The 25,931-nt window shown below is 61.1% G+C and carries 23 protein-coding genes and 1 pseudogene; 14 read left to right on the forward strand and 10 right to left on the reverse strand.

The annotated features are described in order from the left end of the window. The first annotated feature begins 94 nt into the window (after positions 1 to 94). Complete coding sequence (locus AC1Q67_RS20515) at positions 95 to 565, forward strand: type II toxin-antitoxin system RatA family toxin (protein WP_024919242.1); 471 nt, start codon at positions 95 to 97, stop codon at positions 563 to 565. Positions 566 to 599: 34 nt separating this feature from the next. Here AC1Q67_RS20515 and AC1Q67_RS20520 read toward each other — a convergent pair. After that, positions 600 to 1,070: pseudogene (locus tag AC1Q67_RS20520) on the reverse strand (CinA family protein); the annotation flags it as partial. Next, positions 1,067 to 2,272 (reverse strand): bifunctional 2-C-methyl-D-erythritol 4-phosphate cytidylyltransferase/2-C-methyl-D-erythritol 2,4-cyclodiphosphate synthase, encoded by a 1,206-nt coding sequence (locus AC1Q67_RS20525; RefSeq protein ID WP_492236549.1) that lies wholly within the window; start codon positions 2,270 to 2,272, stop codon positions 1,067 to 1,069. The pseudogene AC1Q67_RS20520 and the gene AC1Q67_RS20525, both read right to left, overlap by 4 nt. 257 nt (positions 2,273 to 2,529) lie before the next feature. Here AC1Q67_RS20525 and dusB point away from each other — a divergent pair, with 257 nt between their 5' ends. The 8 genes from dusB (at position 2,530) to hflX (ending at position 12,773) form a co-directional block, all read left to right on the forward strand. Then, positions 2,530 to 3,555, forward strand: a complete 1,026-nt coding sequence (dusB, locus tag AC1Q67_RS20530) for a tRNA dihydrouridine synthase DusB (RefSeq protein WP_492237148.1) — start codon at positions 2,530 to 2,532, stop codon at positions 3,553 to 3,555. Then, the gene (locus AC1Q67_RS20535; protein ID WP_492236548.1) at positions 3,552 to 4,733 is read left to right on the forward strand and encodes a two-component system sensor histidine kinase NtrB; all 1,182 of its coding nucleotides are present in this window, start codon (positions 3,552 to 3,554) and stop codon (positions 4,731 to 4,733) included. Before dusB ends, AC1Q67_RS20535 begins: the two co-directional genes overlap by 4 nt. Before the next feature lie 6 nt (positions 4,734 to 4,739). Next, positions 4,740 to 6,182 carry a nitrogen regulation protein NR(I) gene (gene ntrC, locus AC1Q67_RS20540; protein ID WP_024577928.1) on the forward strand — a complete coding sequence of 481 codons (1,443 nt, stop codon included), beginning with the start codon at positions 4,740 to 4,742 and terminating at the stop codon, positions 6,180 to 6,182. 262 nt (positions 6,183 to 6,444) lie between these two features. Further along, positions 6,445 to 8,715 carry a sensor histidine kinase NtrY-like gene (locus AC1Q67_RS20545; RefSeq protein ID WP_492236547.1) on the forward strand — a complete coding sequence of 757 codons (2,271 nt, stop codon included), beginning with the start codon at positions 6,445 to 6,447 and terminating at the stop codon, positions 8,713 to 8,715. A 17-nt stretch (positions 8,716 to 8,732) separates the two neighbouring features. Continuing rightward, on the forward strand, positions 8,733 to 10,103 hold the full coding sequence (gene ntrX, locus AC1Q67_RS20550) for a nitrogen assimilation response regulator NtrX (RefSeq protein ID WP_492236546.1): 1,371 nt from the start codon (positions 8,733 to 8,735) through the stop codon (positions 10,101 to 10,103). Positions 10,104 to 10,107: 4 nt separating this feature from the next. Beyond that, on the forward strand, positions 10,108 to 10,965 hold the full coding sequence (locus AC1Q67_RS20555) for a D-amino-acid transaminase (RefSeq protein WP_492236545.1): 858 nt from the start codon (positions 10,108 to 10,110) through the stop codon (positions 10,963 to 10,965). Positions 10,966 to 11,135: 170 nt separating this feature from the next. Then, on the forward strand, positions 11,136 to 11,384 hold the full coding sequence (gene hfq, locus AC1Q67_RS20560) for an RNA chaperone Hfq (protein WP_006020546.1): 249 nt from the start codon (positions 11,136 to 11,138) through the stop codon (positions 11,382 to 11,384). A gap of 12 nt (positions 11,385 to 11,396) precedes the next feature. Then, complete coding sequence (gene hflX / locus AC1Q67_RS20565; protein ID WP_492236544.1) at positions 11,397 to 12,773, forward strand: GTPase HflX; 1,377 nt, start codon at positions 11,397 to 11,399, stop codon at positions 12,771 to 12,773. Positions 12,774 to 12,777: 4 nt separating this feature from the next. Here the strand turns inward: hflX and mazG are convergent, their stop codons facing one another. After that, a complete protein-coding gene (mazG, locus tag AC1Q67_RS20570; RefSeq protein WP_492236543.1) occupies positions 12,778 to 13,593 on the reverse strand; it encodes a nucleoside triphosphate pyrophosphohydrolase in 816 nt (271 codons plus the stop codon). Positions 13,594 to 13,686: 93 nt separating this feature from the next. Between mazG and queC the strand changes: the two genes are divergently transcribed. Both queC and AC1Q67_RS20580 read left to right on the forward strand, forming a co-directional pair. Continuing rightward, positions 13,687 to 14,412, forward strand: a complete 726-nt coding sequence (gene queC / locus AC1Q67_RS20575) for a 7-cyano-7-deazaguanine synthase QueC (RefSeq protein ID WP_024577934.1) — start codon at positions 13,687 to 13,689, stop codon at positions 14,410 to 14,412. Then, entirely contained in the window at positions 14,412 to 14,969 is a 558-nt protein-coding gene (locus tag AC1Q67_RS20580; protein WP_024577935.1) for a VUT family protein, read from the forward strand. Before queC ends, AC1Q67_RS20580 begins: the two co-directional genes overlap by 1 nt. A 2-nt stretch (positions 14,970 to 14,971) precedes the next feature. Here the strand turns inward: AC1Q67_RS20580 and AC1Q67_RS20585 are convergent, their stop codons facing one another. Further along, complete coding sequence (locus AC1Q67_RS20585; RefSeq protein WP_492236542.1) at positions 14,972 to 15,805, reverse strand: enoyl-CoA hydratase/isomerase family protein; 834 nt, start codon at positions 15,803 to 15,805, stop codon at positions 14,972 to 14,974. A gap of 136 nt (positions 15,806 to 15,941) precedes the next feature. On the opposite strand from AC1Q67_RS20585, the gene AC1Q67_RS20590 reads away from it, so the two are divergent. Then, on the forward strand, positions 15,942 to 16,193 hold the full coding sequence (locus AC1Q67_RS20590; protein ID WP_034473809.1) for a DUF1272 domain-containing protein: 252 nt from the start codon (positions 15,942 to 15,944) through the stop codon (positions 16,191 to 16,193). Positions 16,194 to 16,203: 10 nt separating this feature from the next. Here the strand turns inward: AC1Q67_RS20590 and AC1Q67_RS20595 are convergent, their stop codons facing one another. Next, entirely contained in the window at positions 16,204 to 16,707 is a 504-nt protein-coding gene (locus AC1Q67_RS20595; protein ID WP_492236541.1) for a thermonuclease family protein, read from the reverse strand. A 264-nt stretch (positions 16,708 to 16,971) separates the two neighbouring features. On the opposite strand from AC1Q67_RS20595, the gene AC1Q67_RS20600 reads away from it, so the two are divergent. Further along, a complete protein-coding gene (locus AC1Q67_RS20600) occupies positions 16,972 to 18,564 on the forward strand; it encodes an alpha-amylase family glycosyl hydrolase (RefSeq protein ID WP_492236540.1) in 1,593 nt (530 codons plus the stop codon). 353 nt (positions 18,565 to 18,917) lie between these two features. After that, the gene (locus tag AC1Q67_RS20605; protein WP_492236539.1) at positions 18,918 to 20,567 is read left to right on the forward strand and encodes an acyl-CoA synthetase; all 1,650 of its coding nucleotides are present in this window, start codon (positions 18,918 to 18,920) and stop codon (positions 20,565 to 20,567) included. Position 20,568: 1 nt separating this feature from the next. Here AC1Q67_RS20605 and AC1Q67_RS20610 read toward each other — a convergent pair whose 3' ends face one another. From AC1Q67_RS20610 to tmk, 5 genes are all read right to left on the reverse strand, one after another. Further along, the gene (locus AC1Q67_RS20610) at positions 20,569 to 21,369 is read right to left on the reverse strand and encodes an MBL fold metallo-hydrolase (RefSeq protein WP_492236538.1); all 801 of its coding nucleotides are present in this window, start codon (positions 21,367 to 21,369) and stop codon (positions 20,569 to 20,571) included. Beyond that, positions 21,366 to 22,160, reverse strand: coding sequence for a TatD family hydrolase (locus tag AC1Q67_RS20615; RefSeq protein ID WP_492236537.1), 795 nt, complete (start codon positions 22,158 to 22,160; stop codon positions 21,366 to 21,368). The genes AC1Q67_RS20610 and AC1Q67_RS20615 overlap by 4 nt, the downstream gene beginning before the upstream one ends. Before the next feature lie 5 nt (positions 22,161 to 22,165). Then, a complete protein-coding gene (gene metG, locus AC1Q67_RS20620; protein WP_492236536.1) occupies positions 22,166 to 24,109 on the reverse strand; it encodes a methionine--tRNA ligase in 1,944 nt (647 codons plus the stop codon). 83 nt (positions 24,110 to 24,192) lie between these two features. Further along, complete coding sequence (locus tag AC1Q67_RS20625; RefSeq protein WP_492236535.1) at positions 24,193 to 25,242, reverse strand: DNA polymerase III subunit delta'; 1,050 nt, start codon at positions 25,240 to 25,242, stop codon at positions 24,193 to 24,195. Then, complete coding sequence (tmk, locus tag AC1Q67_RS20630) at positions 25,239 to 25,931, reverse strand: dTMP kinase (protein WP_492236534.1); 693 nt, start codon at positions 25,929 to 25,931, stop codon at positions 25,239 to 25,241. Before tmk ends, AC1Q67_RS20625 begins: the two co-directional genes overlap by 4 nt.

A 25,931-nucleotide genomic window follows, 5' to 3' on the forward strand; every position in this document is an offset into this window, starting at 1 on the left:
TGCAAGAGAAGATATGGATTGCTTCGTCGCTTACGCTCCTCGCGATGACGGTACATAACCGTCAACAACCTTAGATCGCCACTTTTGGTTTTCGATGCCGCAGTTTTCCAACAAGCGCCGCGTGCGTCACAGCGCAGAGAAGATGTTCGACCTCGTCGCCGATGTCGAACGCTATCCCGAGTTCGTGCCGATGTGCCAGGCGCTGAAGGTGCGCCAGCGCACGCAAAAGCCGGACGGTACCGAAGTCATTGTCGCCGACATGACCGTGTCGTTTCAGGTCGTGCGCGAGACCTTCACCAGCCGCGTCACGCTGGATAAGCCGAATTTGAAAATCCTGGTCGAATACTTGCAGGGTCCGTTCAGCAAGCTTGAGAACCGCTGGACCTTCGAGGCGAAGTCGGAAAACGCCTGCGATGTCGGCTTCTTCATCGCCTACGAGTTCAAGAGTCGGATGCTCGCGGTGCTGATGGGCGCGATGTTCGACGCCGCTTTCCAGCGCTTCGCCGCGGCGTTCGAGAAACGCGCGGATGCGGTCTATGGGCCGCCGCGCGTGGCCGCTTCTTGATCGGGGGCTGTGGTCCGCGGGCCATCTCCGTCAGCATTTTCAGCGCTTCGACCACTGACTGCTCGCGGACATTGCTGCGGCCGACCGCGCCGAAGCGGCATTCCTTGTGCGCGATGCGGCCATCGCGCGCGGCGACAGCCAGATGCACCAGCCCGACAGGCTTTCCGGGTGTCGCGCCGCCCGGTCCGGCGATGCCGGTGATCGAAACCGCCAGATCGACGTCGGCATGTTCCAGTGCGCCGAACGCCATCGCGGTTGCGGTTTCCTTGCTGACTGCGCCGAAGGTTTCCAGCGTCGAGGTTTCGACGCCGAGCATCGCGTGCTTGGCTTCGTTGGAATATGTGATGAAGCCACGATCGACGACGTCGGAGGAACCGGGAATTTCGGTCAGTGCCGCTGCGACCAGACCACCCGTGCAGGACTCGGCGGTCGCAATGGTCAGCTTGCGCATCCGGCACAGATCCAGCAGCGAGCGGGAGAGGGCGCGGATGACGCTGGCGCTCATGCGGATGGCCCGGCGCTCAGGGATTCGTCCCAGGGCAGGCGGATCGTTGCGGCTGCCGTCGCCGCGATACCCTCCTGACGTCCGGTGAAGCCGAGACGTTCGCTAGTTGTCGCCTTTACAGCCACGCGTGACTGCGGCAGTCCGGTGATCTCCGCGATCTTCGCGCGCATGGCCTCGCGCAGCGGGCCGATTTTCGGCGCTTCGCAGATCATTGTCACTTCGAGGTTTGCGATACGGCCGCCGCGCTGATGCACCAGACCGACCGCATGTTTCAGGAATTGATCGGACGCTGCGCCCTTCCACTTCGGATCGCTCGGCGGGAAGTGTGAGCCGATGTCGCCATCGGCCAGTGCGCCGAGGATGGCATCGACAATCGCATGCAATCCGACATCGCCATCGGAATGAGCAAGGAAACCGCGATTGAACGGCACGCGCACGCCGCACAGCATCAGGTGATCGCCGTCGGTCAGCGCATGCACGTCGTAGCCGGTGCCGGTGCGGATGTCGCCCAGCATGGCGCCGAGGCGCGCCTCCTCGCGTGCAAAGTCTTCCGGTGTGGTCAGTTTCATGTTGGCAGCATCGCCTTCAAAGGTTGCGACGGTCAATCCCGCCCATTCCGCGATCGCCGCGTCGTCTGTGAAATCGTCGCGGCCCTCGCGCGCCGCGCGGCGATGGGCTTCGAGAATGGTGTCGAAGCGAAACGCCTGCGGTGTTTGCGCGATTCGCAAATTCGCACGATCCGGTGTCGCCTGGATGGCGCCGGATCTATCGACGACCTTGATGGTGTCTGTGACCGGCACGACGGGAATCGCCGCTCCCGTGATCAGGGCGGCATCGATGGCGCGCGAGATGACCTTGTCGGTGACGAACGCGCGCGCCGCGTCGTGAATGAGCACGATGTCTGGTGCTTCGCTGGCCAGCGCTTCGAGCCCCGCGCGCACAGACGCCTGACGCGTCGCGCCGCCATTGACCGGCGTCTGATACTTAAGATGGGCCACAGCCTGGTCGAAAATATCGGCATCGTCCGGGTTGCGGACCGGCTGGACGGCAAACACAGCCGGATGGGTACAAAACGGCTCCATCGCCCTCGAAAGGACGGTTTTGCCGCCGATGGATCGGTATTGCTTAGGGCCTCCGGTCCCGGCGCGAAGTCCGCGACCGGCAGCAACGATAATGGCCGCAGTCCGTTTTTGGGTTGGCATGATTATTTGACGAACGTCCGAGCAGGGTGGCTGAGCCGATTGTTGGCAGGTTTGGGTGCTGCACTTACCATATTCGGGCAGGGAACAGCACGATTCCGCAACCCTGTGAGGAATTTGGAAGAATTGTTGCGCCGCACTTGCAAGCCGCCCGGAATTGGCTAAAGTGTAGGCATGGCTTCGATATGCTCAGAAATTAAGCTATGCATTCTCCGCAATGAGGCGGGGTTTGGCGAAAAACGAGAATTACAGTGATCGGTATGGCTCCGGAACGTCAGGCAGCGCTGACCATTGGCGATATTGAAGTCGCAAATCGCGTCCTTCTGGCACCGATGTCCGGCGTGACCGATGCGCCGTTCCGCCGTATCGCCGCTGAGCTGGGAGCCGGGCTTGTCGTCTCGGAAATGACAGCCAGCGATGACCTTGCCCGAGGCCGCCCGATGTCGGTCCTGCGCTGCGAGGCCGCCGGTGTCGGCCCGCACGTCGTTCAGCTCGCCGGCTGCGAAACGCGCTGGATGACCGAAGGCGCGAGGATCGCAGAAGCTGCCGGCGCCGATATTATCGATATCAACATGGGCTGCCCCGCGCGTCATGTCACCGGCGGTCAGTCTGGCTCTGCGCTGATGCGCGACCTCGATCATGCGCTCCGCCTCATCGACGCCACCGTCTCTGCCGTCTCCGTGCCGGTGACGTTGAAGATGCGGCTGGGCTGGGACGACAAGTCTCTCAATGCACCGGAGCTAGCACGTCGCGCCGAGGCGGCAGGCGTCAAGATGATCACCGTTCATGGCCGAACCCGCTGCCAGTTCTACAAGGGAAGCGCCGACTGGGCCGCCGTGCGGCCGGTCAAGGACGCAGTGACCGTACCGGTTGTCGTGAACGGCGACATTACGTCGTTCGAGCAGGCCGCGCTTGCGCTTGAGGCATCGGGGGCAGATGCCGTGATGATCGGGCGGGGTGCGCAAGGACAGCCTTGGCTGCCGGGACAGATTGCACGCCGTCTCGATGGCGGATCACCGGAGTCCGAGCCGCATCTCAGCGAGCAACTCGAGCATGTTTGCAAGCTCTACGATCAGGTCGTCGAGCACTACGGCGCCCGTGTCGGCTCACGTCATGCGCGCAAGCATCTGGGCTGGGCTCTTGATGTCGCGGCAAAAGGCAGTGCCGCATCTGCGGATGCTCTCAAGCGCTGGCGCCAGACGATCCTGACGGCGACAGATCCGGCGCATGTTCGCCGCTCGCTTCACGATGCCTTTGGCGAATTCTCCTGGAGCGCCGCCGCATGAGCAATGCCGCTGAAAAACGCGTTCCACAACTCGCCAATAGCGATGCAATTCTGAACGCGCTGCCCAATCCGGTCATGCTTGTGGCTCCGGACGGCAAGATCCTCGACGCGAACATTGCAGCGGAATCGTTTTTTGAGACCTCGATTCCGCACTTGCAGCGGCAGATGCTGCGCGAATTGGTGCCGTTCGGCAGCCCGCTGCTTGCGCTTATCGATCAGGTACGCCGTACCGGATCGGCTGTGAACGAATACAAGGTCGATCTCGGCACGCCTCGTATCGGAGGTGACCGCCAGGTCGATCTTCATGTTGCTCCGCTCAGCGAGCATCCCGGTCATATCGTGGTGATGCTTCAGGAACGCACCATCGCCGACAAGATGGATCGTCAACTAACTCATCGCAGCGCCGCCCGCTCGGTGATCGCGCTGGCCGCGATGCTGGCGCATGAGATCAAAAATCCGCTGTCGGGCATTCGCGGCGCCGCACAGTTGCTGGAGCAGGCCGCATCGCCGGAAGACCGCACACTGACACGCCTGATCTGTGATGAGGCGGATCGCATTGTGACGCTTGTCGATCGCATGGAGGTTTTCGGCGACGAGCGCCCCGTGGCGCGCGGCCCGGTGAACATCCATTCCGTGTTCGATCATGTGAAACGGCTTGCCCAGTCCGGCTTCGCCCGTAACATCAAATTCATCGAAGAGTACGATCCTTCGTTGCCGCCTGTGCTGGCCAATCAGGATCAGCTTATTCAGGTGTTCCTGAATCTCGTGAAGAACGCGGCCGAGGCCGTCGCGGATCTCGGGACAGACGGCGAGATTCAGTTGACCACGGCATTCCGGCCAGGTGTGCGTCTCTCGGTGCCCGGCAAAAAATCACGCGTTTCGCTGCCGCTTGAATTCTGTGTGAAGGACAACGGCCCCGGCGTGCCGGACGATTTACTGCCAAATCTGTTCGATCCGTTCGTGACCACCAAGCCGACCGGCAGCGGTCTCGGCCTCGCGCTCGTCGCCAAGATCGTGAACGATCATGGCGGCATTATCGAATGTGAATCCCAGCCACGAAAAACTGTCTTTCGCGTGCTGCTGCCGATGTTCAATCCAACAAAGAACAACAGCCACAGCAATAGCGACGGGCGCCCGGGAACGCTCTCGCATGCCTCACAGACCGCAGATGAGGAATAAATAACAATGCCCGCAGGTAGCATACTTGTCGCTGACGACGACACCGCCATCCGTACCGTGCTCAATCAGGCACTGTCCCGCGCCGGATATGAGGTGCGGCTGACGGGCAATGCCGCCACGCTCTGGCGTTGGGTAAGCCAGGGCGAGGGCGATCTCGTCATCACCGACGTTGTGATGCCGGATGAGAATGCGTTCGACCTGTTGCCGCGTATCAAGAAGATGCGCCCGAATCTGCCGGTCATCGTCATGAGTGCGCAGAACACGTTCATGACCGCGATCAGGGCATCGGAGCGCGGCGCCTACGAATATCTGCCGAAGCCATTCGATCTCAAGGAACTGATCGCGATCGTCGGCCGCGCCCTGTCCGAGCCGAAGGAGCGCCCGGCGACAGTCAAGGACGAGGGCGAGTTCGACTCCATTCCGCTGGTCGGCCGCTCGCCTGCGATGCAGGAAATCTACCGCGTGCTCGCGCGCCTGATGCAGACCGATCTGACCGTCATGATCTCCGGCGAATCCGGCACCGGCAAGGAACTGGTCGCGCGAGCGCTGCATGACTACGGCAAACGCCGCAACGGCCCGTTCGTCGCGGTCAACATGGCGGCTATTCCGCGCGATTTGATCGAGTCCGAACTGTTCGGGCACGAGCGCGGCGCGTTCACCGGCGCGAATGCCCGCGCGACCGGCCGGTTCGAGCAGGCCGAAGGTGGCACGCTGTTCCTCGACGAAATCGGCGATATGCCGATGGAGGCGCAGACCCGCCTGCTGCGCGTTTTGCAGCAGGGCGAATACACAACGGTCGGCGGGCGCACACCGATCAAGACCGACGTGCGGATCGTGGCGGCCAGCAACAAGGACCTCCGCATTCTCATTCAGCAGGGTCTGTTCCGTGAAGACCTGTTCTTCCGCCTCAACGTGGTCCCGCTGCGCCTGCCGCCGCTGCGCGAGCGGATTGAGGATTTGCCTGACCTGATCCGGCACTTCTTTGCGCTGGCGGAAAAGGACGGCTTGCCGCCGAAGAAGCTCGATGCACAGGCGCTTGAAAGGCTCAAGCAGCATCGCTGGCCGGGCAACGTACGCGAGCTTGAAAACCTCGCGCGCCGCCTTGCGGCGCTTTACCCGCAGGACGTTATCACCGGTTCGGTGATCGAAGGCGAACTGGCGCCGCCTGCCGTGGTGTCTGGCGGCAGCATGCCGCAAAGCGTGGACAATCTCGGAGGGGCGGTGGAGATGTATCTCGCATCGCATTTTGCCGGGTTCCCGAACGGTCTGCCGCCACCAGGGCTTTATCACCGCATCCTGAAGGAGATCGAAGTTCCGCTGCTGACGGCGGCGCTGGCGGCCAATCGCGGCAACCAGATTAGGGCGGCCGATCTCCTCGGGCTGAACCGGAATACCCTGCGCAAGAAGATTCGGGATCTCGACATTCAGGTCTACCGAAGCGGCGGCTAGACGTGTTTTCGGCTCCTGCGGAAGCGGATTACGGCAGACCGGCGAAGGGGCTAGTCTCTAGTTTCAGGCTCAGCGCAGTGGCATTCCGGTGACGGGGCCGGATTTCGGGTGTCCCGGCTCGATTAGAAACCGTTGAAGGCGCGCAATTCGTCACGGACATGCGCCTAGGAAATGTCGCAATTCAGCAACATTGTGATATGAATGCATCACTGGTCGGGGCATCCGCCTCGCACCTGGCAAAATTGGCCTGACACGATCCCGCATGAGCGCAGCAGAGGCGTCGGCCCAAACCCTCGACCCGTCGGTTGCCGAGCCTTCCGGCCGGCCATGGCATCGACTATTGGCGCCGTTCGCCGTTGGCATTTCGCTGCTGTCTGCGTTCCTGACGTTCGTGGTGCTGACCGGATTAACGCCGATCGCCCCCGTCCACAGCGTCGTTATTACTTTCCTCCTGATTAACGGCGCGACCATCCTGCTGCTGCTGGCGATTATCGCCCGCGAGGTCTGGCAGGTGGTTCAGGCCCGCCGCCGTGGCCGCGCTGCTGCGCGCTTGCACGTCCAGATTGTCAGCCTGTTTTCAGTGATCGCGGTTTTGCCGGCGGTGCTGGTGTCGATCGTGGCGAATGTCACCATCGATCGCGGCCTGGATCGGCTGTTTTCCGTCCGCACCCGCGCGGTGATCGAAAATTCGCTGATCGTTGCCAACGCCTATGTTTATGAACACGCGCAGCTCATTCGCGGGGACATCATCGGGATGTCGAACGACATCGCGCGTGCACGGCCATTGTTCGATCAGGACCGGCAGACCTTCCGCAACGTGCTGACGTCGAGTGCGACCTCGCGCAATCTGCCTGGCGCCATGATCATCGACAAGGATCGGAACATCCTTGAGACGGCTGCCACCGGAATCCGGCAGGATTTTCAGACTCCCGCAGGGGATTTTCTGAAGAACGTCACCGAGGATGAACCCCAGATCGGTGTCTTTATCGAACAGAACTACGTCGCCGCGGTGATTCGGTTGCGCGCGTTTCAGGATACGTTCCTTTACGTGGCCCGCATTCTCGATCCGCGCGTCGTCGCGCAGTTGCAGCAGACCCAGGCGAGCGTGAAGGAATACGCCGAACTCGAGTCGCGGCGACTGGGAATTCAGGTCGCCTTCGCGCTGATGTTCACGGTGATCGCGCTCACCGTGCTCATGTCATCGGTGCTGATCGGGCTTAATTTCGCCAACTGGCTTGTCGCGCCGATCCGCCGTTTGATGAGCGCGGCCAATCTCGTGTCCACAGGCGATCTGCATGTTCAGGTCCCCGTGATCAAGTCCGAGGGCGATCTCGCCAATCTCGGCGAGACATTCAATAAGATGACGCAGGAATTGCGCACGCAGCGCGACGATCTTGTGAATGCGAGCGGTCTTATCGACAGCCGCCGCCGGTTTATCGAGGCGGTTCTTTCATCAGCGAGCGCCGGCATTATCGGTGTCGATGGCGCCGGCAAGATCGCCGTTCTGAATCGCTCGGCGGAAAAGCTGATCGGTCATTCGGAATCGGAGGTTTTGAGCAAGCCACTATCCGAGATTGTTCCGGAACTTAATGAGTTGATGACGACGGCCCGCAGCAGCGCGCAAAGGTTGCTGCAGGGGCAGATCGAGATCAGCCGCGACAACGTCGAACGCAACCTGTCGGTGCGGGTCAGTTCAGAACAGACTGGACAATCGAACGAGAGCTACATCATCACCCTCGACGATATTACTGAACTGGTGACCGCGCAGCGGACATCCGCGTGGGCCGACGTCGCCCGACGCATCGCACATGAGATCAAGAACCCGCTGACCCCGATCCAGCTGTCGGCGGAGCGCATTCGCCGCAAGTTCGGCAAGGTCATCACCGAGGATCGGCCGGTCTTCGACCAGTGCACGGACACGATTATCCGACAGGTCGATGATATCCGCAGGATGGTGGATGAGTTCTCGAAGTTCGCGCGCATGCCGAAGCCCGTGATAGAGGGCGAGGATGTCGCAGATACGGTTCGTCAGACGGTGTTCCTGATGCGCGTCGGCTATCCCGATATCGATATCGATGTCGACATCAAGCAGGAGCCGATGCTGGCGAAATTCGACCGGCGCCTGATTTCGCAGGGACTGACCAACATCATCAAGAACGCCACGGAAGCCATCAGCGCAGTTCCTTCGGGAGAGATCGAGCGTGGGCATATCGATGTCATCGCCGCGCGTGAAAACGACGATATCGTGATCGATATTGTGGACAACGGAATCGGGCTGCCCAAAGAAAGCCGCGCGCGGCTGCTTGAGCCGTATGTGACCACCCGCGAAAAGGGTACCGGCCTTGGTCTCGCGATCGTTGGCCGCGTCCTCGAAGATCACGGCGGACGTATCGAACTGAATGACGCATCCGCCCTTCGCCCCGGTGCACGGGGCGCGTGGGTGCGGATGAGATTTTCTGTCTTCGGCCAGGCGAAGGACGCCGCAGCCGAGGAAAAACACGAAGCAAAGACCGAAGCCGTAACCGGCGATTGATAGAGCGGGCGTGATTCATGGCGAATGATATTTTGATCGTCGATGACGAAGCTGATATTCGGGATCTTGTCGCGGGCATTCTCGACGACGAGGGTTTCAAGACGCGGACCGCGCGTGACAGCGACTCCGCACTGGCGGAAATTTCGAGCCGCCGACCGAACCTCATCTTCCTCGACATCTGGCTTCAGGGCAGCAAGCTGGATGGTCTGCAGTTGCTCGAACAGATCAAGCTGAATCACCCCGAAGTGCCGGTCGTGATGATTTCCGGCCACGGCAACATCGAGACGGCGGTCGCGGCGATCAAGCGCGGCGCTTACGATTTCATTGAGAAACCCTTTAAGGCGGACCGGCTGATTCTGGTCGCAAACCGTGCACTGGAAACGTCGCGCCTCAAGCGCGAGGTGCGCGAACTCAAGCAGCATGCGCCGTCGTCCGGTACGCTGATCGGCCGTTCACCGTGCATGAACCAGTTGCGGCAGACCATCGACCGTGCGGCCAAGGCCAACAGCCGCATCATGATCGTCGGCCCGTCGGGGGGCGGCAAGGAGCTTGCCGCGCGGACGTTGCACGCTATGTCCAGCCGCGCGGATGGGCCTTTTGTTGTCATCAATGCTGCCGCTATCACGCCGGAGCGGATGGAAGTCGAATTGTTCGGGGTTGAATTGTCCGACGGCGAAACCGGCCGCAAGCCCGGTGCGCTTGAGGAGGCTCACGGCGGCACGTTGTTCATCGACGAGATCGCCGATATGCCGCGCGAAACCCAGAACAGGATCTTGCGGGTGCTGGTCGATCAGACGTTCCAGCGGGCAGGCGGTACCACGAAGGTGAGCGTGGACGTTCGAATCGTGTCCTCGACCGCGCGCAATCTTGAGGCCGAGATCGCAGAGGGGAAATTCCGGGAAGATCTCTACCATCGCCTGTCGGTTGTTCCGATCCGTATCCCGCCATTGTCAGAGCGCCGGGAGGATATTCCCGACCTCGTTGAATACTTCATGGACCAGATTTCATCCGCGACCGGACTGCCGAAACGGCGGATCGGGGAGGACGCCATGGCGGTGCTGCAATCGCACGTCTGGCCGGGCAATGTCCGGCAATTGCGTAACAACGTCGAGCGCGTGATGATCCTGGCGGGTGGTGACCCTGATGCTGCGATTACCGCTGACATGCTGCCTCAGGACGTCGGCTCGATGATCCCGGCCATGCCCACAGGCAACAACGGCGAGCACATCATGGGCCTGCCGCTGCGGGAGGCCCGCGAAGTATTTGAGCGCGACTATCTGATTGCGCAGATCAGCCGGTTCTCGGGCAACATTTCGCGCACGGCCGAGTTTGTGGGAATGGAGCGTTCGGCGCTGCATCGCAAGCTCAAGGCACTGGGGGTCGGTTAAGTTCATGTCCCGCATTGCCTATGTGAACGGCCAGTACCGCGACATGCGGGACGCCAATGTGAATATCGAGGACCGCGGCTATCAGTTTTCCGATGGCGTCTACGAAGTCTGCGAGATCAGGGGCGGCAAGGTCGTGGACATGCCACGCCACCTGACGCGCTTGCAGCGCTCTCTCCGCGAATTGCGCATCGATATGCCGATGCCGCTGGCCGCGCTTGAGATCGTGATTCACGAGACCGTGCGACGCAATCGCGTGACGTACGGGATCGTTTACCTGCAAGTGACTCGCGGCGTGGCCCGGCGCGATCACGCGTTTCCGGTCAAGCCTGTCAAGCCGGCTGTGGTGGTTACGGCGCGCAGTCTCAACTTCCAGAAAAATCAGGAGACCGCAGCAAAGGGGATCGGCGTCATCACCGTTCCCGAAAATCGCTGGCCGCGCGTCGACATCAAGTCCGTTTCCCTGTTGCCCAACGTGCTGGCGAAGCAGCAGGCACGTGAGAACAACGCCTACGAGGCGTGGTACGTCGACGGCGATGGCCATGTCACTGAAGGTTCATCGAGCAATGCATGGATCGTGACCAGAGATGGCAGGGTCGTGACCCGGTCGGCCGAGAGCGGCATTCTCGCCGGCATCACGCGGTCGGTGCTGACCGAGGTGCTGGCAGCGCTCCAGATCAAGCTTGAGGAGCGCCCATTCACCCCTGCGGAGGCTTATGAGGCCGCCGAGGCGTTCGTCACCGCATCCAGCCAGATCGTCATGCCGGTGGTCAGGATCGACGGCCGGAACATCGGGGATGGCAAGCCGGGCTCGATTTCCATGCGATTGCGGGAAGAATTCCACCGGTATTCAGCATTTTCGTAAGATTTTCGGCCCTTTGGCGGCTTAGCCCGGTACCGCGGCCTTGCCTAACAACCGGGCGTGTCCTTTAATCGCGCTGCAGCACCCGGAGGGGGATCTCAGGGACGCCGGCAGCCAGACCACGCCCCGAAGAGGGCAGGTCGGGCCCAAAAACAAGAATGCGGGATAAGAAAATGGCGGCAGACCGCGCACAAAACCTACAAGACACGTTTCTCAATCACGTTCGCAAAACCAAAACGCCACTGACGATCTTTCTGGTCAATGGAGTGAAGCTGCAGGGCATTGTCACCTGGTTCGACAATTTCTGTCTGCTGCTTCGGCGCGACGGTCACTCGCAGCTTGTCTACAAGCATGCGATCTCGACGATCATGCCGGGCGCTCCCATCCAGTTGTTCGAAGGCGGCGAGGACGCGCCAGCTTGAGATTGAACTAGTTTGGAATCCCGAGACTTCGACGGGGGCGCCGACCGGCCAAGGGCGGCGCGGGGCGATACAGGACGGGTGCTGGTCATCGGTCCTTACAAGCGCGTGCGGCGGGGCGACCCCGACGCGACGGCGGTAGCTCATGGAATACGCAATCCGGAGGCGCGGCTTGAAGAAGCCGCGGGGCTGGCGCGCGCCATCGATCTCACCGTGGCGGAAGCGATCCTGGCGCCGCTGAGCGAAATCCGGCCGGCGACCTATCTCGGCAAAGGCAAGGTCGAGGAGATGATCGGCCTGATCAAGGCCAATGAGGTCGATCTGGTCGTGATGGATTGTGCGCTCTCGCCGGTCCAGCAACGCAACCTCGAAAAGGAATGGAACGCGAAGGTGCTCGACCGCACCGGCCTCATTCTGGAAATCTTTGGCCGCCGCGCGAAGACCCGGGAAGGCACGCTGCAGGTCGAACTCGCGCATCTGAATTATCAGCGCAGCCGTCTCGTCCGGTCATGGACCCATCTCGAACGCCAGCGCGGCGGTTTCGGATTCATGGGCGGCCCCGGCGAAACCCAGATCGAGGCGGACCGGCGCATGATCGGCGATCGCATCTCCCGCATCGAAGCAGAACTCAAGAAGGTTCAGGCAACGCGCCGGCTGCACCGCGCGGGGCGTCAGCGCGTCCCCTACCGCGTCGTTGCACTGGTCGGCTACACCAACGCCGGAAAATCCACGCTGTTCAACCGGCTGACCCGCGCCGACGTTCAAGCGGCTGACATGCTGTTCGCAACACTCGATCCGACCCTGCGCGCGCTGACACTACCGCACGGCGGCACGGCCATGCTGTCGGATACCGTCGGGTTCATCTCGGACTTGCCGACCATGCTGGTGGCGGCGTTCCGCGCCACGCTCGAGGAAGTCATCGAGGCTGATGTCATCCTGCATGTGCGCGACATCTCGCATGAAGATGCCGAGGCTCAGCAGCGTGATGTCGAAGGCGTATTGAGACAGCTCGGAATCGACCCGGACAGCGGTCAGCGCATCGTGGAGGTCTGGAACAAGATCGACCGCTTCGATGAGGAAGGCCGCGACAACCTTATGAACATTGCCGCGCGGCGTCCGCCCGAGCGGCCGTGCTTTCCGGTGTCGGCCGAGACCGGGGAGGGTATCGATGCTCTGCTTGCTGCCATTGAGGATCGCCTGGCTGCGACGCGCGTGACGCTCGATCTGTTCATCGATGCATCTGATGGTGCCGGCATCAGCTGGCTGCACCGGAATGCGGAGGTGCTCGACAAGCACATGGAGAATGGCCGCTTTGCCATGACTGTGCGCGTCGATGAGACCAAGCGTGACATCACCATTGCCAAGTTCGGCGCGGTACCCAGCACGCACTGAGACGTTATTTTTCAGTCTTCGCTTCGTTCCACAACGCGTCCATCTCCGCCAGCGTCGCCTCTTCGAGCGATGAACCGCGCGATGCGAGCGTTCGCTCGATATAGGCAAAGCGCCGCTCGAATTTCGCGTTGGTCGCGCGCAAGGCCATTTCCGGATCGGCATCGGCGTGACGCGCCAGGTTGACCACAGCGAACAGAAGATCGCCGGTCTCCTCGGCAACATGCGCTTGGTCGCGGCTATCCAGCGCGGCCTCGATTTCATCCGCTTCCTCGCGAATTTTGGCGAGTACCGCACGTGGGTCGTTCCAGTCGAAGCCGACGGTCGAAGCGGTGCGTTGCAAGTCCATCGCGCGAGCGAGAGCGGGCTGGCTCTTTTTCACCTTCTCCAGCAGGCCGGGCTTTGCGTCAGGAACTTCCCCGCGCAAAGTCGCGCGTTCGGCTTTTTCCTCGGCCTTGATGCTGTGCCACAGACCCTTCACCTCTTCGGGTGTCATACGCCCGGCTTTCTCCCCGAATACATGCGGATGCCGCCGGATCATCTTGGTCGTGATGGCGTTTACCACATCGCCGAACGCGAAGGCGCCTTTTTCCTCGGCCATCCGTGAATGAAACACAACCTGAAGCAGCAGATCGCCAAGTTCTTCCTTCAGGTCATCAAGGTCGTGACGGGAAATCGCCTCGGCCACCTCATAGGCCTCCTCGATGGTGTAGGGGGCAATCGTCGCAAAGGTCTGTTCCAGATCCCACGGACACCCGGTCTTCGGCGTACGCAGCGCCGCCATGATGTCGAGGAGTTTGGAGATGTCATGGGAAGCAGGCATGGCGCACCATGGGCATGAGGAGCTTCCCTCTATGCCGTAACGACGGCCCCGAGACAATTGGCGGCGCGGTGTTCGGGTGCTAAGTGCAGTGCCATGACGGAATTAGGCCAAAACAACGCAGCTCTTGTGCTTTTCTCCGGCGGGCAGGATTCCGCCACCTGCCTCGCGTGGGCATTGACTCGCTTTGAGCGCGTGGAGACCATCGGATTTTCGTATGGCCAGCGGCATGCCGTTGAGCTTGAAAGCCGTGCAAAGCTGATCGACGGGATGATGAGGCTTCGGCCCGAGTGGGCGGCCAGACTCGGCGAAAGCCATACACTGGACATTCCGACCCTCGGCGACATTTCCGAAACCGCGCTGACCCGCGACACCGCAATCGCGATGGGTGAGGGTGGCCTGCCCAATACGTTCGTGCCGGGCCGCAATCTGGTGTTTCTCACTTTTGCCGCTGCGCTGGCCTATCGGCGGGGCATCACCCACATCGTAGGCGGCATGTGCGAAACGGATTTCTCCGGCTATCCCGATTGCCGGGACGAGACCATCAAGGCGCTCAATGTGGCGCTCAATCTCGGGATGGCGCGTCCATTCGAATTGCACACACCGCTGATGTGGCGCGACAAGGGTGACACATGGGCGCTGGCGGAAGAACTCGGCGGCCGGGGATTGGTCGATTTGATCGTTGAACACTCCCACACCTGTTACCTCGGTGAGCGCGGCGCGCGGCACGACTGGGGTTACGGCTGCGGCGAGTGCCCGGCATGCAGCCTGCGCGCCAAGGGCTGGACGACATACGCCGCGAAAGCCAAGACCGAAACGTGATGACGCTCGCGCAACGGTTTCGCACGGAAGGCCTGATATTTCTATCGGCCTATATCGCCTGCATTCCGGTCGCCAATTGGTTGATCCAGCACGTCGGCACGCTGTGCCCGCCGGACGGGCCATGTCTTATTCCAGTGGCACCCGGCCTGATGGCGCCAAGCGGTGTGCTGATGGCGGGTCTTGCACTGGTGCTGCGCGATCTTGTGCAGAGGCGGCTCGGCGTGACTTATGGATTGGCGGCGATTGGAGCAGGGACAGTGCTCTCTGCGGCGTTCGCACCGGCGCCGCTGGTGGTCGCATCGGCAGTCGCGTTTCTCCTGTCGGAACTTGCGGATTTCGCGGTCTACACACCGCTGCAAAAGCGCGGGCTTGTGCTCGCCGTAGCGGCGAGCAGCCTTGTCGGACTTGTTGCGGACTCGCTGCTCTTTCTGTGGCTCGCTTTCGGCAGCCTTCAGTTTCTCGCAGGCCAGATCGTCGGCAAAGCCGTGATGGTGCTGCTGACGCTGCCTGCGATCCGCTGGCTGCGCGACAGGGACCAGCGATTGGGCGTGACGTAGCTTCAGCGTCCCTTGAAGTCGGCTGGCCGCTTTTCGAGAAAGGAGGCCAGACCCTCACGGAAATCCTGAGTGCGCATCAGGGGCAGCAGTTGCAGGAAGACGTGATGGACATGATCGTTGAAGTTTTCCGAGAGGCCGACACGCATCATGCGCTTGGCCGATTGAACCGCGAGCGGCGCATTGGCGGCGATCTCGGCGGCGAGGGCGCGAGCGCGCGGCATCAGTTCGGCGTCCGGGACGACGTGATTGGTCAAACCCATCTCAAGGCTTTCCTTCGCCGAGAGCGTGCGGCCGGTGAAGATGATCTCTGCGGCCTTGGCCCAGCCCAGCATGCGCGGCAGAAACCATGTCCCGCCTGACTCCGGCACGATGCCACGCTTGACGAACGCGGCAGCGAACTTTGCGCTCTCGGCCATGATGCGGATATCGCAACCCAGCGCAGTGTCCATGCCGTAACCGGCCGCAGCGCCATTGAGCGCGCAGATCGTCGGCTTCTCCATATTGAAAAGGATCGTTGGAGGCGCGGTCTTGAGGTCAAGCGTTGTACGCGCGCCGTCGGCGTCACTCTGCGAGCCGATGCCAGTGCCGCTCGATGCACTGCCCACATCCAGTCCGGCGCAGAAGGCGCGCCCGGTCGCCGTGAGAATGACGGCACGCACGTCGGGATCGTTGTCAGCTTGCAGGAGCAGTTGGCCGAGCTGCGCCAGCATCGGGCGAGAGATCGTATTCAACCTCTCCGGGCGATTCAGCGTAATCGTGGCGATGTTGCCGTCGACCGCATAGAGCACTTCCGGCTCGGCGGCGCGGGCGTCCTGTACTCTTTCGACATTCGACATTTGGGCTTCCTCACATTTTCTCGTCGCAGGTAAGATGAAAAGCCGATAGGGCGCAAGCAGCCGCTGCCGCTCGGCTGCCTTGCACCAGATCCAGCAGCCGAATAGGCTCGACGGGCCGCGCACCGGGAGACGTCAGATGATGAAACTCAAGCCGAATTGCGAATGCTGCGACAAGGACCTGCCGCCGGAGAGCAGTGAGGCAGTGATCTGCACATTCGAATGCACATTCTGCAAAACCTGCGCTGATACCGTATTCGGCGGCGCATGCCCGAACTGCGGCGGCAATTTCGTCCCGCGGCCGGTCAGACCGGCAGCGATGTTGCGGAAGTATCCGGCTTCGACCGAGCGGCATTTGCGGGAGCAGCCGTGCCTCGCGAAAGCGAGCTGAGACGCACTGACTAATCCTTGCGACGGTCGTCCGTGCGCGGATGCTGGTGACGCCATTCGCGCGGCGGTGTGAATGTGCCAGCCCAAAGTCCGCGTTTGGCAGATTTCGCGTCGTCCTGCTGCGCGCCATAGACGTTCGCGAAGCTGGATGTGACAGCCCAGCCTTGCTGGACCATCCAGCCGTTGATGTCGGTGCCGTCCGGAAGGGCGCAGGTCGCCAGCGTGCGCCCAAACTTGTCGATCGATTTCGGCTGACAAGTGAGATTGTGGCCGCGGATACGGCTGCGCAGTTGGGCAGATGACTGCCGTCCACATGGCCAGTCGCGTCCTTGAGCATCGGTGCAGGTCTGATCCAGTTCAGGGGCATCGATGTCAATGAGACGAATCCGCGTGCCGGCGATCGTCAGGGTGTCGCCATCGGCCACGAATGCATTGCCCGAGACCGGGGCGTCCGGTGCCCGCATCCAGCGTTCGACGGCGTAAACGCCGAGCGAGCCGATCAGGACGATTACCATGACAGTCCAGCGCCGCGTATCCGGGGTGAACTGTACTGCTCTGCGTGGTTGCCGCTGTGACATCCTGTACTTCTACTCGAGCGCCTCAGTGGCAAGCGAATCTCAATGTGAGAGTTTTATGTCACGCCGACCCCATCACGCGATTCATCAACTGAATTATCGGCATTAGCTGAGTCGGGTTCAAGCAATGTTGCCAGCCACTTTCCCTTGAGACTATGTGGAGATTGCAGATAGCCCTGAACATCGACCCCTTCGGCGTGACCTATGCATGAAAACTTCGCCTGGTGGAGGTCTGGAATCCTCTATCAGATCTATCCGCGCTCGTTTCAGGACTCGAACGGCGATGGCGTCGGCGATCTCCGCGGCGTTATCGAGCGGCTGCCTTACTTGCGTGAACTGGGCGTCGACGCGCTGTGGCTGTCGCCGATCTTTCCGTCGCCGATGGAAGACTTCGGCTACGATATCGCAGACTATACCGGGATCGATCCGGTGTTCGGCTCTCTCAACGATTTCGATGCACTGGTTGTGGCCGCGCATGATCTTGGACTGAAGATCGTTCTCGATCTTGTGCCCAACCATACTTCCGACCGGCATCCTTGGTTCATTGAAAGCCGCAGTTCGAGAGCCAACGCGAAACGCGACTGGTACATCTGGCGCGACCCCAAGGGTGAGGGCGGCCCACCCAACAACTGGCTTTCCGAATTCGGCGGCAGCACATGGGAATTCGATGCGGATACCGGACAGTATTATTATCACGCGTTCCTGCGTAGCCAGCCCGATCTGAACTGGCGCAATCACGACGTCCGCCGTGCGATGCATGACGTCATGCGCTTCTGGCTGCGGCGTGGCGTCGACGGATTTCGCGTCGATGTGATGTGGCATCTGATCAAGGATGATCTGCTGCGTGATAATCCGCCAAACCCAGACTTCATTTCGGGGCAGCAGCCTTATCAGCAGCTGATCCCGCTGTATTCGGCCGACAGGCCCGAAGTCCACGAGATCGTGGCTGAGATGCGCAGGGTCATCGACGAGTTCGACGACCGGGTTCTGATCGGCGAAATCTATCTGCCACTGGACAAGCTCGTAACCTACTATGGCCGTGATCTGGCTGGTGCGCATCTGCCGTTCAACTTCGCGCTGATCTCGACGCCGTGGAATGCGCGCACCATTGCCAAACTCGTCGGCGACTACGAAGCCGCGCTGCCGGCAGGTGCATGGCCGAACTGGGTACTTGGCAATCACGACCGCCAGCGCATCGCCAGCCGCGTGGGCGGCGATCAGGCGCGCATCGCGGCAATGCTGCTGCTGACGCTCCGCGGGACGCCTACGCTGTACTACGGCGACGAGATCGGCATGCCGCAGGTCGAAATCCGACCGGATCAGGTGAGGGATCCCTGGGAGAAAAATGTACCCGGCCTCGGAGTCGGCCGCGACGGTTGCCGTACGCCCATGCAATGGGATTCGACGCCATATGCCGGCTTTAGCACTGCCGCGCCTTGGCTGCCGTTGGACCGGAATTTTGGCGCTGACAACGTTGCCATTGAGCGCCATGATACCGGATCCATGCTCAGCCTGTATCGGGCGCTGATCAGGTTACGCCGCGAACGGCCCGAGCTTGCGCTCGGTACATACAAGCTCGTGAGTATCGCTGAGGCGCTATTGGTGTTCGAGCGCGAGCATCAGGATCAGCGGTCTCTCGTTGCGCTGAACTTCGGGTGTGTGTCTGCAGAATTCGATGCCGCTGGTCTGCACGGGCAAATTCTGCTGTCGACGTTTATGGATCGCCAAGGCGAGGCCATACCCAAAAGATTGGCTCTCCGGGCCTCAGAGGGGCTTGTCGTAGGATTGCTAGGATAACCGGGCGGTCTCGAGCGCCATAGATCAAACCACACCTCCGATTCGCATAAGGTATATTATGGAATATATTATATATCAGCAATTCCAGTGTGATTGATCAAATATTCGATAAAATGGTCAAGGTATGTCGGGTTACATCTGAAAAATTCCGCGTAACGGCCAGTCATTCCTCTCCGGTGCATGCGGCTGTCCCGGCCTCTTCGCCTGGCGTCAGGCAGGCCCGTGAGGTTCATCCGCGTCAGACATCGGCCAGATGATTGACCGCGTGAACTGTCATTGTAGAACGATGCACGTGTCTGACCGGCAGACGCCGTTGGTGCTCACCGCGTCGGACAAATCAAGGAGTCAGGGACATGAGCAGCGATCAGGGCCAATACAGCACCGGTCTGGACAAAACCGCCGCCAACTATGTCCCGTTGTCGCCGCTGAGCTTCCTGGCCCGCAGCGCCAGCGTGTATCCAAATCACACCAGCGCGGTCTATGAAGGCCGCAGGTTCACCTGGTCGCAGACCTATGAGCGCTGCAAGCGGTTTGCGTCGTTTCTTGCCAAGCGCGGCATTCAGCGTGGCGATACCGTGGCGGCTATGCTGCCGAATATCCCGGCGATGAACGAAGCGCATTTTGCCGTACCGATGGCCGGCGGCGTTCTCAACGCGCTCAATATCCGGCTCGATGCGGCCTCGATCGCATTCCAGCTCGATCACGGCGGCGCCAAGATTATTTTGGTCGACCCTGAGTTCGGCGGCGTGATCTCGGATGCACTGGGCTTGATGAAAGGCCCGAGGCCGCTGGTGATCGATGTCGACGACGCTGCGTTTGCCGGTGGCAAGCGCATTGGCGAACTCGAGTATGAGGCGGCGGTCGCGTCCGGTGACCCGGAGTTCGCGTGGCTGACGCCGGACGACGAATGGGACGCCATCGCGCTCGGCTATACGTCCGGCACCACGGGCAATCCCAAGGGCGTCGTCACGCATTATCGGGGCGCCTATCTCAACGCCGTCAGCAACATCCTCGCGGGCAATCTCGGTACGCATCCGATCTATCTCTGGACGTTGCCAATGTTTCATTGCAACGGCTGGTGCTTTCCGTGGACCATCGCGGCGTCTGCCGGGATCAACGTCTGCTTGCGCAAGGTCGATCCGGCCAAGATTTTCGAGCTGATCAAGGCTCACGGCGTGACCCACATGTGCGGCGCGCCAATCGTCTACAACACGCTGATCAATGCGCCGGATGCTCCCAAGGGCAAGTCGGCGAAGCCCGTCGTGGGACTGATTGCGGGTGCGGCGCCGCCGGTAGCCGTGCTTGAGGGCGCCGAGAGCATCGGCATCAAGCTGACCCATGTCTACGGCCTCACAGAGGTCTACGGCCCCGCCTCCGTTTGCGCCGAACAACCCGGCTGGGACGAGCTTCCGGCAGACCAGCGCGCCCAGCTGAAGCGCCGGCAGGGCGTGCCCTATCCGCTTCAGGAAGCCGTCACGGTGCTCGATCCGGAAACGATGCGCGAGGTGCCGCGCGATGGCGAAACCATCGGCGAGGTCATGTTCCGTGGCAACATCGTCATGAAGGGCTACTTGAAGAACGAGAAGGCGACCAGGGAAGCCTTCGAGGGCGGCTGGTTTCATACGGGCGACCTCGGCGTGCTCGACAAGGACGGCTACGTCATCATCAAGGACCGCTCCAAGGACATCATCATCTCGGGCGGTGAAAACATCTCGTCGGTCGAGGTCGAGGACGTCCTGTATAAGCATCCGGCCGTGCTGTTCGCAGCCGTGGTTGCCAAGCCGGACCCGAAATGGGGTGAGGTGCCCTGCGCTTTCGTCGAACTCAAGGAAGGCGCCAGCGCAACCGAGGCGGAAATCCTGAGCTACTGCAAGGGCATATTGCCGGGATTTAAATCACCGAAGTCAGTGGTGTTCGGCGCGATCCCGAAGACGTCGACCGGCAAGATCCAGAAATTCGCGCTGCGCGATCAGGCCAATTCGGCAAAGGCGATTTCGGCGTAGCTTATGCTTCGATCGCCAGCCGCATGCCGTCATAGCCCGCCTCGATACCCGGCGGCAATTTGGCTTGCAGCACGTCGTAGTCCAGATCCGAATGCAGGTTGGTCAGAACCGCGCGGCGCGGCTTGAATTTCGCAATCCACGACAGCGCGTCGTCGAGACTGAGATGACTCGGATGCGGCGCATAGCGCAGGGCATCGATGATCCACAGATCTAGGTTTTCCAGCGCGGGAAAGCTCTCCGGCGGAATGTCGTGGAGATCAGGCGTATAGGCGGCATTGCCGATGCGGTAACCGAGCGCCGGTATGTTGCCGTGCTGAACCAGGAACGCGGTCAGGGCGAGGGAGCCGCCCTTCCCCTCGACGCGCTCGGTTTCACCGGCCTCGATTGATCGCTTTTCCAGGATCGCCGGATAGTCACTGCCGGGCGCCTGCTCGAAGCAATAGGCAAAGCGCCTCAGGATATCCTTGGCCGTTGATTTGTTCAGGTAGACAGGAATCCGCTTGCGCTGATGCAGGACGACGGAACGCAGGTCGTCGATGCCGTGGGTCTGGTCGGCATGTTCGTGGGTCAGGAACGTCGCTTCGAGATGATCCACGTTGGCATCGATCAACTGCTCGCGCAGATCCGGCGAGGTATCGATCAGGACGCGCGTCAGGCCGTTGGCGCCACCCTTTTCGGCCAGCAGCGAACAACGGCGGCGGCGGTTCTTCGGATTGTTCGGGTCACATGCGCCCCAACCAAGCGCGGGGCGCGGCACGCCGGCGGACGATCCGGAGCCGAGGATTGTCAGTATCACCGTCATGCAGCTTTTGCGTCCGGGCGCGGCACTTTATCGAACAGCCGGAAGAAATTTTCCGTGGTCTGGTGCGCGATCTCGTCGAGTGAAACGCCGCGTGTTTCCGCCAGCACCCTTGCAGTCTCCGTGACAAAGGACGGCTCATTGCGCTTGCCGCGGAATTTCCCCGGTGCGAGGTATGGCGCATCGGTTTCCACCATGATGCGGTCCGCGGGCAGTTCGGCAGCGATGTCACGGATCGCTTGCGAGTTCTTGAACGTCAGGATTCCGGTGAAGGAAATTGACAACCCAAGCCCGATAGCCTTCATCGCAAGTTCGCGTCCGCCTGTGTAACAATGCAGCACGGCTTTGAACGGCCCCTTCGCGATTTCATCCTCAAGAATGCGGCCGCAGGCCTCATCGGCCTCGCGGGTGTGGATCACCAGCGGCAATCCGGTCGCGCGCGCCGCCGCGATGTGAGCACGAAAGCCCCGCTCCTGCGCTTCAGGCGATCCATCCTTGTAGAAATTGTCGAGCCCCGCTTCGCCCAGCGCCACCACCTTTGGATGCCTTGTGAGCGCTATCAGTTCGTCAGGGGTGATGCCGTCCTCCTCATCCGCGTTGTGCGGATGAGTGCCTACGGAACAATAGACATTCGGAAACCGCGCCGCGATGCTCAATAATCCATCGACCTTCCGCACCCGCGTGGAGATGGTGACAATACGGCCAACGCCTGCGGCCTCAGCGCGCTTGACGATCGCATCGAGATCGTCCGCAAAGTCCGGAAAGTCGAGATGGCAGTGACTGTCGACAAGCATCTGGCTTAACTCACCGCGTCGTCTTTTGGTTCGACATAACGCGGGAAAACCGGCGCAGGCGGCGGCAATTGCGAGCCGCCTTTGATCCGGTTACTGAGCGCGGCGAAATCGCGCGCGTCCGGCGCAATTCCCAGAATGTCGAGCAGCTTGGCACAAGCATCCGGCATAGCCGGCTGCGCAAGGATCGCAATCTGACGGACGACTTCAGCGGTAACATACAGAACCGTCTTCTGGCGCGCTGGATCGGTTTTGGCCAGCGCCCACGGCGCCTCGCCCGCGAAATAGCGGTTGGCCTCCGCCACCACGGCCCAGATCGCGTTGAGCGCCTGATGAATCTGTTGCGTGGCCATGGCGGTACGTGCCTGCTCGAGCATGCCGTCCGCCATTGCAAGGATAGCCTTGTCGTTGTCACTGAACTCGCCGGGGTCCGGCAGCACGCCCTGATGCTGCTTGGCGATCATCGACAGCGAGCGCTGCGCCAGGTTGCCGAAGTCGTTGGCGAGATCGGCATTGGTGCGCGCCACGATGGCTTCATGATTGTAGTTGCCGTCCTGACCGAACGGCACCTCCCGCAGGAAGAAGTAGCGAAGCTGATCAACGCCATAGGCATCGGCGAGGCTGAACGGATCGACCACGTTGCCGACAGACTTCGACATCTTCTCGCCGCGGTTGAACAGGAAGCCGTGCGCGAACACACGCTTCTGCACCGGGATGCCCGCCGACATCAGGAACGCCGGCCAGTAAACCGCATGAAAACGGATGATGTCCTTGCCGATGATGTGCACGTCCGCCGGCCAGTACTTCCAGTTCTTGTCGCCCTCGTCCGGGAAGCCAACGCCGGTGATGTAGTTGGTCAGTGCGTCAACCCAGACATACATCACGTGTTTTTCGTCACCCGGCACCTTCACGCCCCAGTCGAACGTGGTGCGCGAGATAGACAAGTCTTTCAGACCGCTTTTAACGAAGCTGATGATTTCGTTCTTGCGCGAGTCCGGCCCGATGAAGTCCGGCTGACTTTCGTACAGCGCAAGCAGCTTGTCCTGATAGGCCGAGAGTTCGAAGAAATAGCTCTTTTCCTCGACCCACTCGACAGGTGTCCCCTGCGGCCCTCGCCGCACGTTATCCTCGCCGACAACGGTTTCGTCCTCGGCGTAATAAGCTTCGTCGCGCACGGAATACCAGCCGGCGTAGCTGTCGAGATAGATGTCGCCGTTCGCGACCATCCGCTTCCAGATTTCCTGTGTCGACTCATGGTGCTGCTTCTCGGACGTGCGTATGAAGCGATCGAACGAAATATTCAGGCGCTGGTCCATCTCCTTGAAACGCGCGGCGTTTCGTGTCGCCAGATCCAGGGGCGTCATGTTTTCCTTCTGCGCCGTCTGGATCATCTTCTGGCCATGCTCGTCGGTGCCGGTCAGGAAGAACACGTCCTTGCCGTCGAGACGCTGGAATCGCGCCAGCGCATCGGTCGCGATCGCCTCATAGGCGTGGCCGATATGCGGCGCGCCGTTGGGATAAGCGATGGCGGTTGTGATGTAGAATGAGTTCTTCGCGCGCGCGCTTGCAACACTCTGCGGCACGGCAGCCACCTTGGCCGGCTTCGGCGGCGCCTTTTTTGTTACCGGCTTGACGTCCGGCGCGGTCGTCACAACGGTCGGTTTGGTGGCAGGTTTCTTTACCGCGGATTTCCTGACAGCGCTCTCCTTCGCGCCGCTCTTCTTGCCAGCGGCCTTCTTGCCGGCGCGCTTGGTCGCAGCCTTCTTTACGGCCTTCTTTGCCGTTTTCTTGGCAACTTTCTTTCCGGGTTTCCTGGCCGTCTTTTTCGCAACCGCCTTGCGTCCTTTCTTCGACGAAGCAGATGCGCGCCGGGCCGCAGCCTTGCGTGCCGACTTGACGGCCTTCTTGGTTGCTTTCTTTTTCTTCTTAACGGCGGTCTTCCTGGTGGCCATTAGGCTTCCTTGAAATTCAAAACAGCGCTGACGTGCGCGCACTCATTCGTGATGTGGTCTGCGAGACCGCTGGGATTGCCCGGTCAGCGAGTTGCGGTGGCTTCTGAGAGCATACCGAACACTGAGAAAACCAGCGGCTTCCGTTCCAGATTGAAGCTTTCTGTGTCGCGCGCGGCACTGTTGATCTTTTCCCATACCTCGGCAAGTCGTGCAAGGCGGGGCAGATTTGCGCCTGCATCGGGGGCATGCAGATGCCCTGTGAGCCAACGGTCAATGGTGTCGACGAAAGCTTTCAGTCCGACGCGATCATTCAGCGGCAACGCATCACCGAGAGCATGAAGCGCGCGCTGATCGAGCTGCGGCAGGCGATTCAGCAATTCGAGCGTGCGCTGGTGCAGCCCGAGCGATTGGCCGCCGAGCAACGTAAGCGCGCGTGCTACGCTCCCCTCAGCTGCGTCTGCTGCCTCGGCAAGTGCGGTATCGCCGCGGGTTAATCCGGCGGCCTCAGCTGCTGCTTGAATCACATCCTGCGTCGCCAGAGGCCGCAATGGGAGTTTCCGGCAACGGGACTGGATGGTGGCGAGCACACGCGCGGGAGCATGACTGATGAGAAGAAACAGCGACCTCGCTGGCGGTTCTTCAAGAATCTTGAGCAGCGCATTGGAGGCATTGGCGTTGAGTTCGTCGACGGTGTCGACCACACAGACACGCCAGCCACCGACAGAAGCTGCGGTCGAGCCGAAGAATCCAATGGTTTCGCGCGACTCGTCAACCGTGATGACGGTTCGCATCGTGCCCTTCTCGTTCGCGGTGCGCTCCAGCGTCAGCAATCCGCCGTGACTGGCGTTCGCGACCTGGCGCGCCACCGGATGATCCTGATCAACGTACAGACTATCCGCATCCTGCACGGATCGTGCGGAGGAATCGGAATGTGCGAGCACGAACCGCGCCATGCGATAGGCCAGGGTCGCCTTGCCGATGCCCTGCGCACCGCCGATCAGCCACGCATGAGGAATGCGTCCGCTGCGATAGGCCATCAGCAATGTCTGCTCGGCATCGCGATGACCGAACAGCGCCGTCGTTTCGCGCGGCGCCGGAATTGATGTCTCGGATTCAGCCGCGCGAGCGCTCATGCCTTGGTGGTCTCGCGAACGGTCGCTACGGAGAACAGGTGATCGCGCAGCGCTTTCCAGACCCGCTCCGCGACAATCTTGGGATCGGCATCTGCGTCAACCAGCGCGCAGCGCTGCGGATCGCCTTCGGCTATCTTGCGATAGGCTTCTCGCAGCTTCTCATGGAAGCTCACGCCCTCACCTTCGAAACGATCTGGTACGGCGGTCCCTCGCCGTTTGAGCGCGCGCTCCATCCCGACTGCAACAGGAACGTCCAGAATGATCGTAAGATCGGGCTTGAGGTTTCCGATGGTGACACGCTCCATCGCCCGGATCAGTGTCGGATCGACCTTGCCCAATTCGCCCTGATAGACGCGTGTCGAATCCGTGAACCGGTCGCACACCACCCAGAGTCCCTGCGCAAGCGCCGGTTCAATTACCTGACTGACATGATCGTCGCGTGCGGCAGCAAACAGCAAGGACTCCGTCTCGGGACCGAATGCCTTGGCCATTCCCGAGAGCAGCAGATGCCGCACGATTTCCGCACCGGGCGAACCGCCAGGTTCGCGCGTTGTGATCGTTCGCAGTTTGGCTGCGTTGAGACGATCCGCCAGCAGCTGGATTTGCGTCGATTTACCGGAACCTTCTCCGCCCTCAAAAGTGATGAAGCGGCCGCGCGGCGGCTGTCTCGGTCTGACAGCGTCACTCAT

Source organism: Afipia sp. GW823-FHT06G09, assembly GCF_058794875.1.

Excerpts from the sequence above, each read along its gene's own strand:
- AC1Q67_RS20515 (WP_024919242.1), top strand. The coding sequence starts at position 95 with ATGCCGCAGTTTTCCAACAAGCGCCGCGTGCGTCACAGCGCAGAGAAG.
- AC1Q67_RS20525 (WP_492236549.1), bottom strand. The coding sequence starts at position 2,272 with ATGCCAACCCAAAAACGGACTGCGGCCATTATCGTTGCTGCCGGTCGC.
- dusB (WP_492237148.1), top strand. The coding sequence starts at position 2,530 with ATGGCTCCGGAACGTCAGGCAGCGCTGACCATTGGCGATATTGAAGTC.
- AC1Q67_RS20535 (WP_492236548.1), top strand. The coding sequence starts at position 3,552 with ATGAGCAATGCCGCTGAAAAACGCGTTCCACAACTCGCCAATAGCGAT.
- ntrC (WP_024577928.1), top strand. The coding sequence starts at position 4,740 with ATGCCCGCAGGTAGCATACTTGTCGCTGACGACGACACCGCCATCCGT.
- AC1Q67_RS20545 (WP_492236547.1), top strand. The coding sequence starts at position 6,445 with ATGAGCGCAGCAGAGGCGTCGGCCCAAACCCTCGACCCGTCGGTTGCC.
- ntrX (WP_492236546.1), top strand. The coding sequence starts at position 8,733 with ATGGCGAATGATATTTTGATCGTCGATGACGAAGCTGATATTCGGGAT.
- AC1Q67_RS20555 (WP_492236545.1), top strand. The coding sequence starts at position 10,108 with ATGTCCCGCATTGCCTATGTGAACGGCCAGTACCGCGACATGCGGGAC.
- hfq (WP_006020546.1), top strand. The coding sequence starts at position 11,136 with ATGGCGGCAGACCGCGCACAAAACCTACAAGACACGTTTCTCAATCAC.
- mazG (WP_492236543.1), bottom strand. The coding sequence starts at position 13,593 with ATGCCTGCTTCCCATGACATCTCCAAACTCCTCGACATCATGGCGGCG.
- queC (WP_024577934.1), top strand. The coding sequence starts at position 13,687 with ATGACGGAATTAGGCCAAAACAACGCAGCTCTTGTGCTTTTCTCCGGC.
- AC1Q67_RS20580 (WP_024577935.1), top strand. The coding sequence starts at position 14,412 with ATGACGCTCGCGCAACGGTTTCGCACGGAAGGCCTGATATTTCTATCG.
- AC1Q67_RS20585 (WP_492236542.1), bottom strand. The coding sequence starts at position 15,805 with ATGTCGAATGTCGAAAGAGTACAGGACGCCCGCGCCGCCGAGCCGGAA.
- AC1Q67_RS20590 (WP_034473809.1), top strand. The coding sequence starts at position 15,942 with ATGATGAAACTCAAGCCGAATTGCGAATGCTGCGACAAGGACCTGCCG.
- AC1Q67_RS20595 (WP_492236541.1), bottom strand. The coding sequence starts at position 16,707 with ATGGTAATCGTCCTGATCGGCTCGCTCGGCGTTTACGCCGTCGAACGC.
- AC1Q67_RS20600 (WP_492236540.1), top strand. The coding sequence starts at position 16,972 with ATGCATGAAAACTTCGCCTGGTGGAGGTCTGGAATCCTCTATCAGATC.
- AC1Q67_RS20605 (WP_492236539.1), top strand. The coding sequence starts at position 18,918 with ATGAGCAGCGATCAGGGCCAATACAGCACCGGTCTGGACAAAACCGCC.
- AC1Q67_RS20610 (WP_492236538.1), bottom strand. The coding sequence starts at position 21,369 with ATGACGGTGATACTGACAATCCTCGGCTCCGGATCGTCCGCCGGCGTG.
- AC1Q67_RS20615 (WP_492236537.1), bottom strand. The coding sequence starts at position 22,160 with ATGCTTGTCGACAGTCACTGCCATCTCGACTTTCCGGACTTTGCGGAC.
- metG (WP_492236536.1), bottom strand. The coding sequence starts at position 24,109 with ATGGCCACCAGGAAGACCGCCGTTAAGAAGAAAAAGAAAGCAACCAAG.
- AC1Q67_RS20625 (WP_492236535.1), bottom strand. The coding sequence starts at position 25,242 with ATGAGCGCTCGCGCGGCTGAATCCGAGACATCAATTCCGGCGCCGCGC.
- tmk (WP_492236534.1), bottom strand. The coding sequence starts at position 25,931 with ATGAGTGACGCTGTCAGACCGAGACAGCCGCCGCGCGGCCGCTTCATC.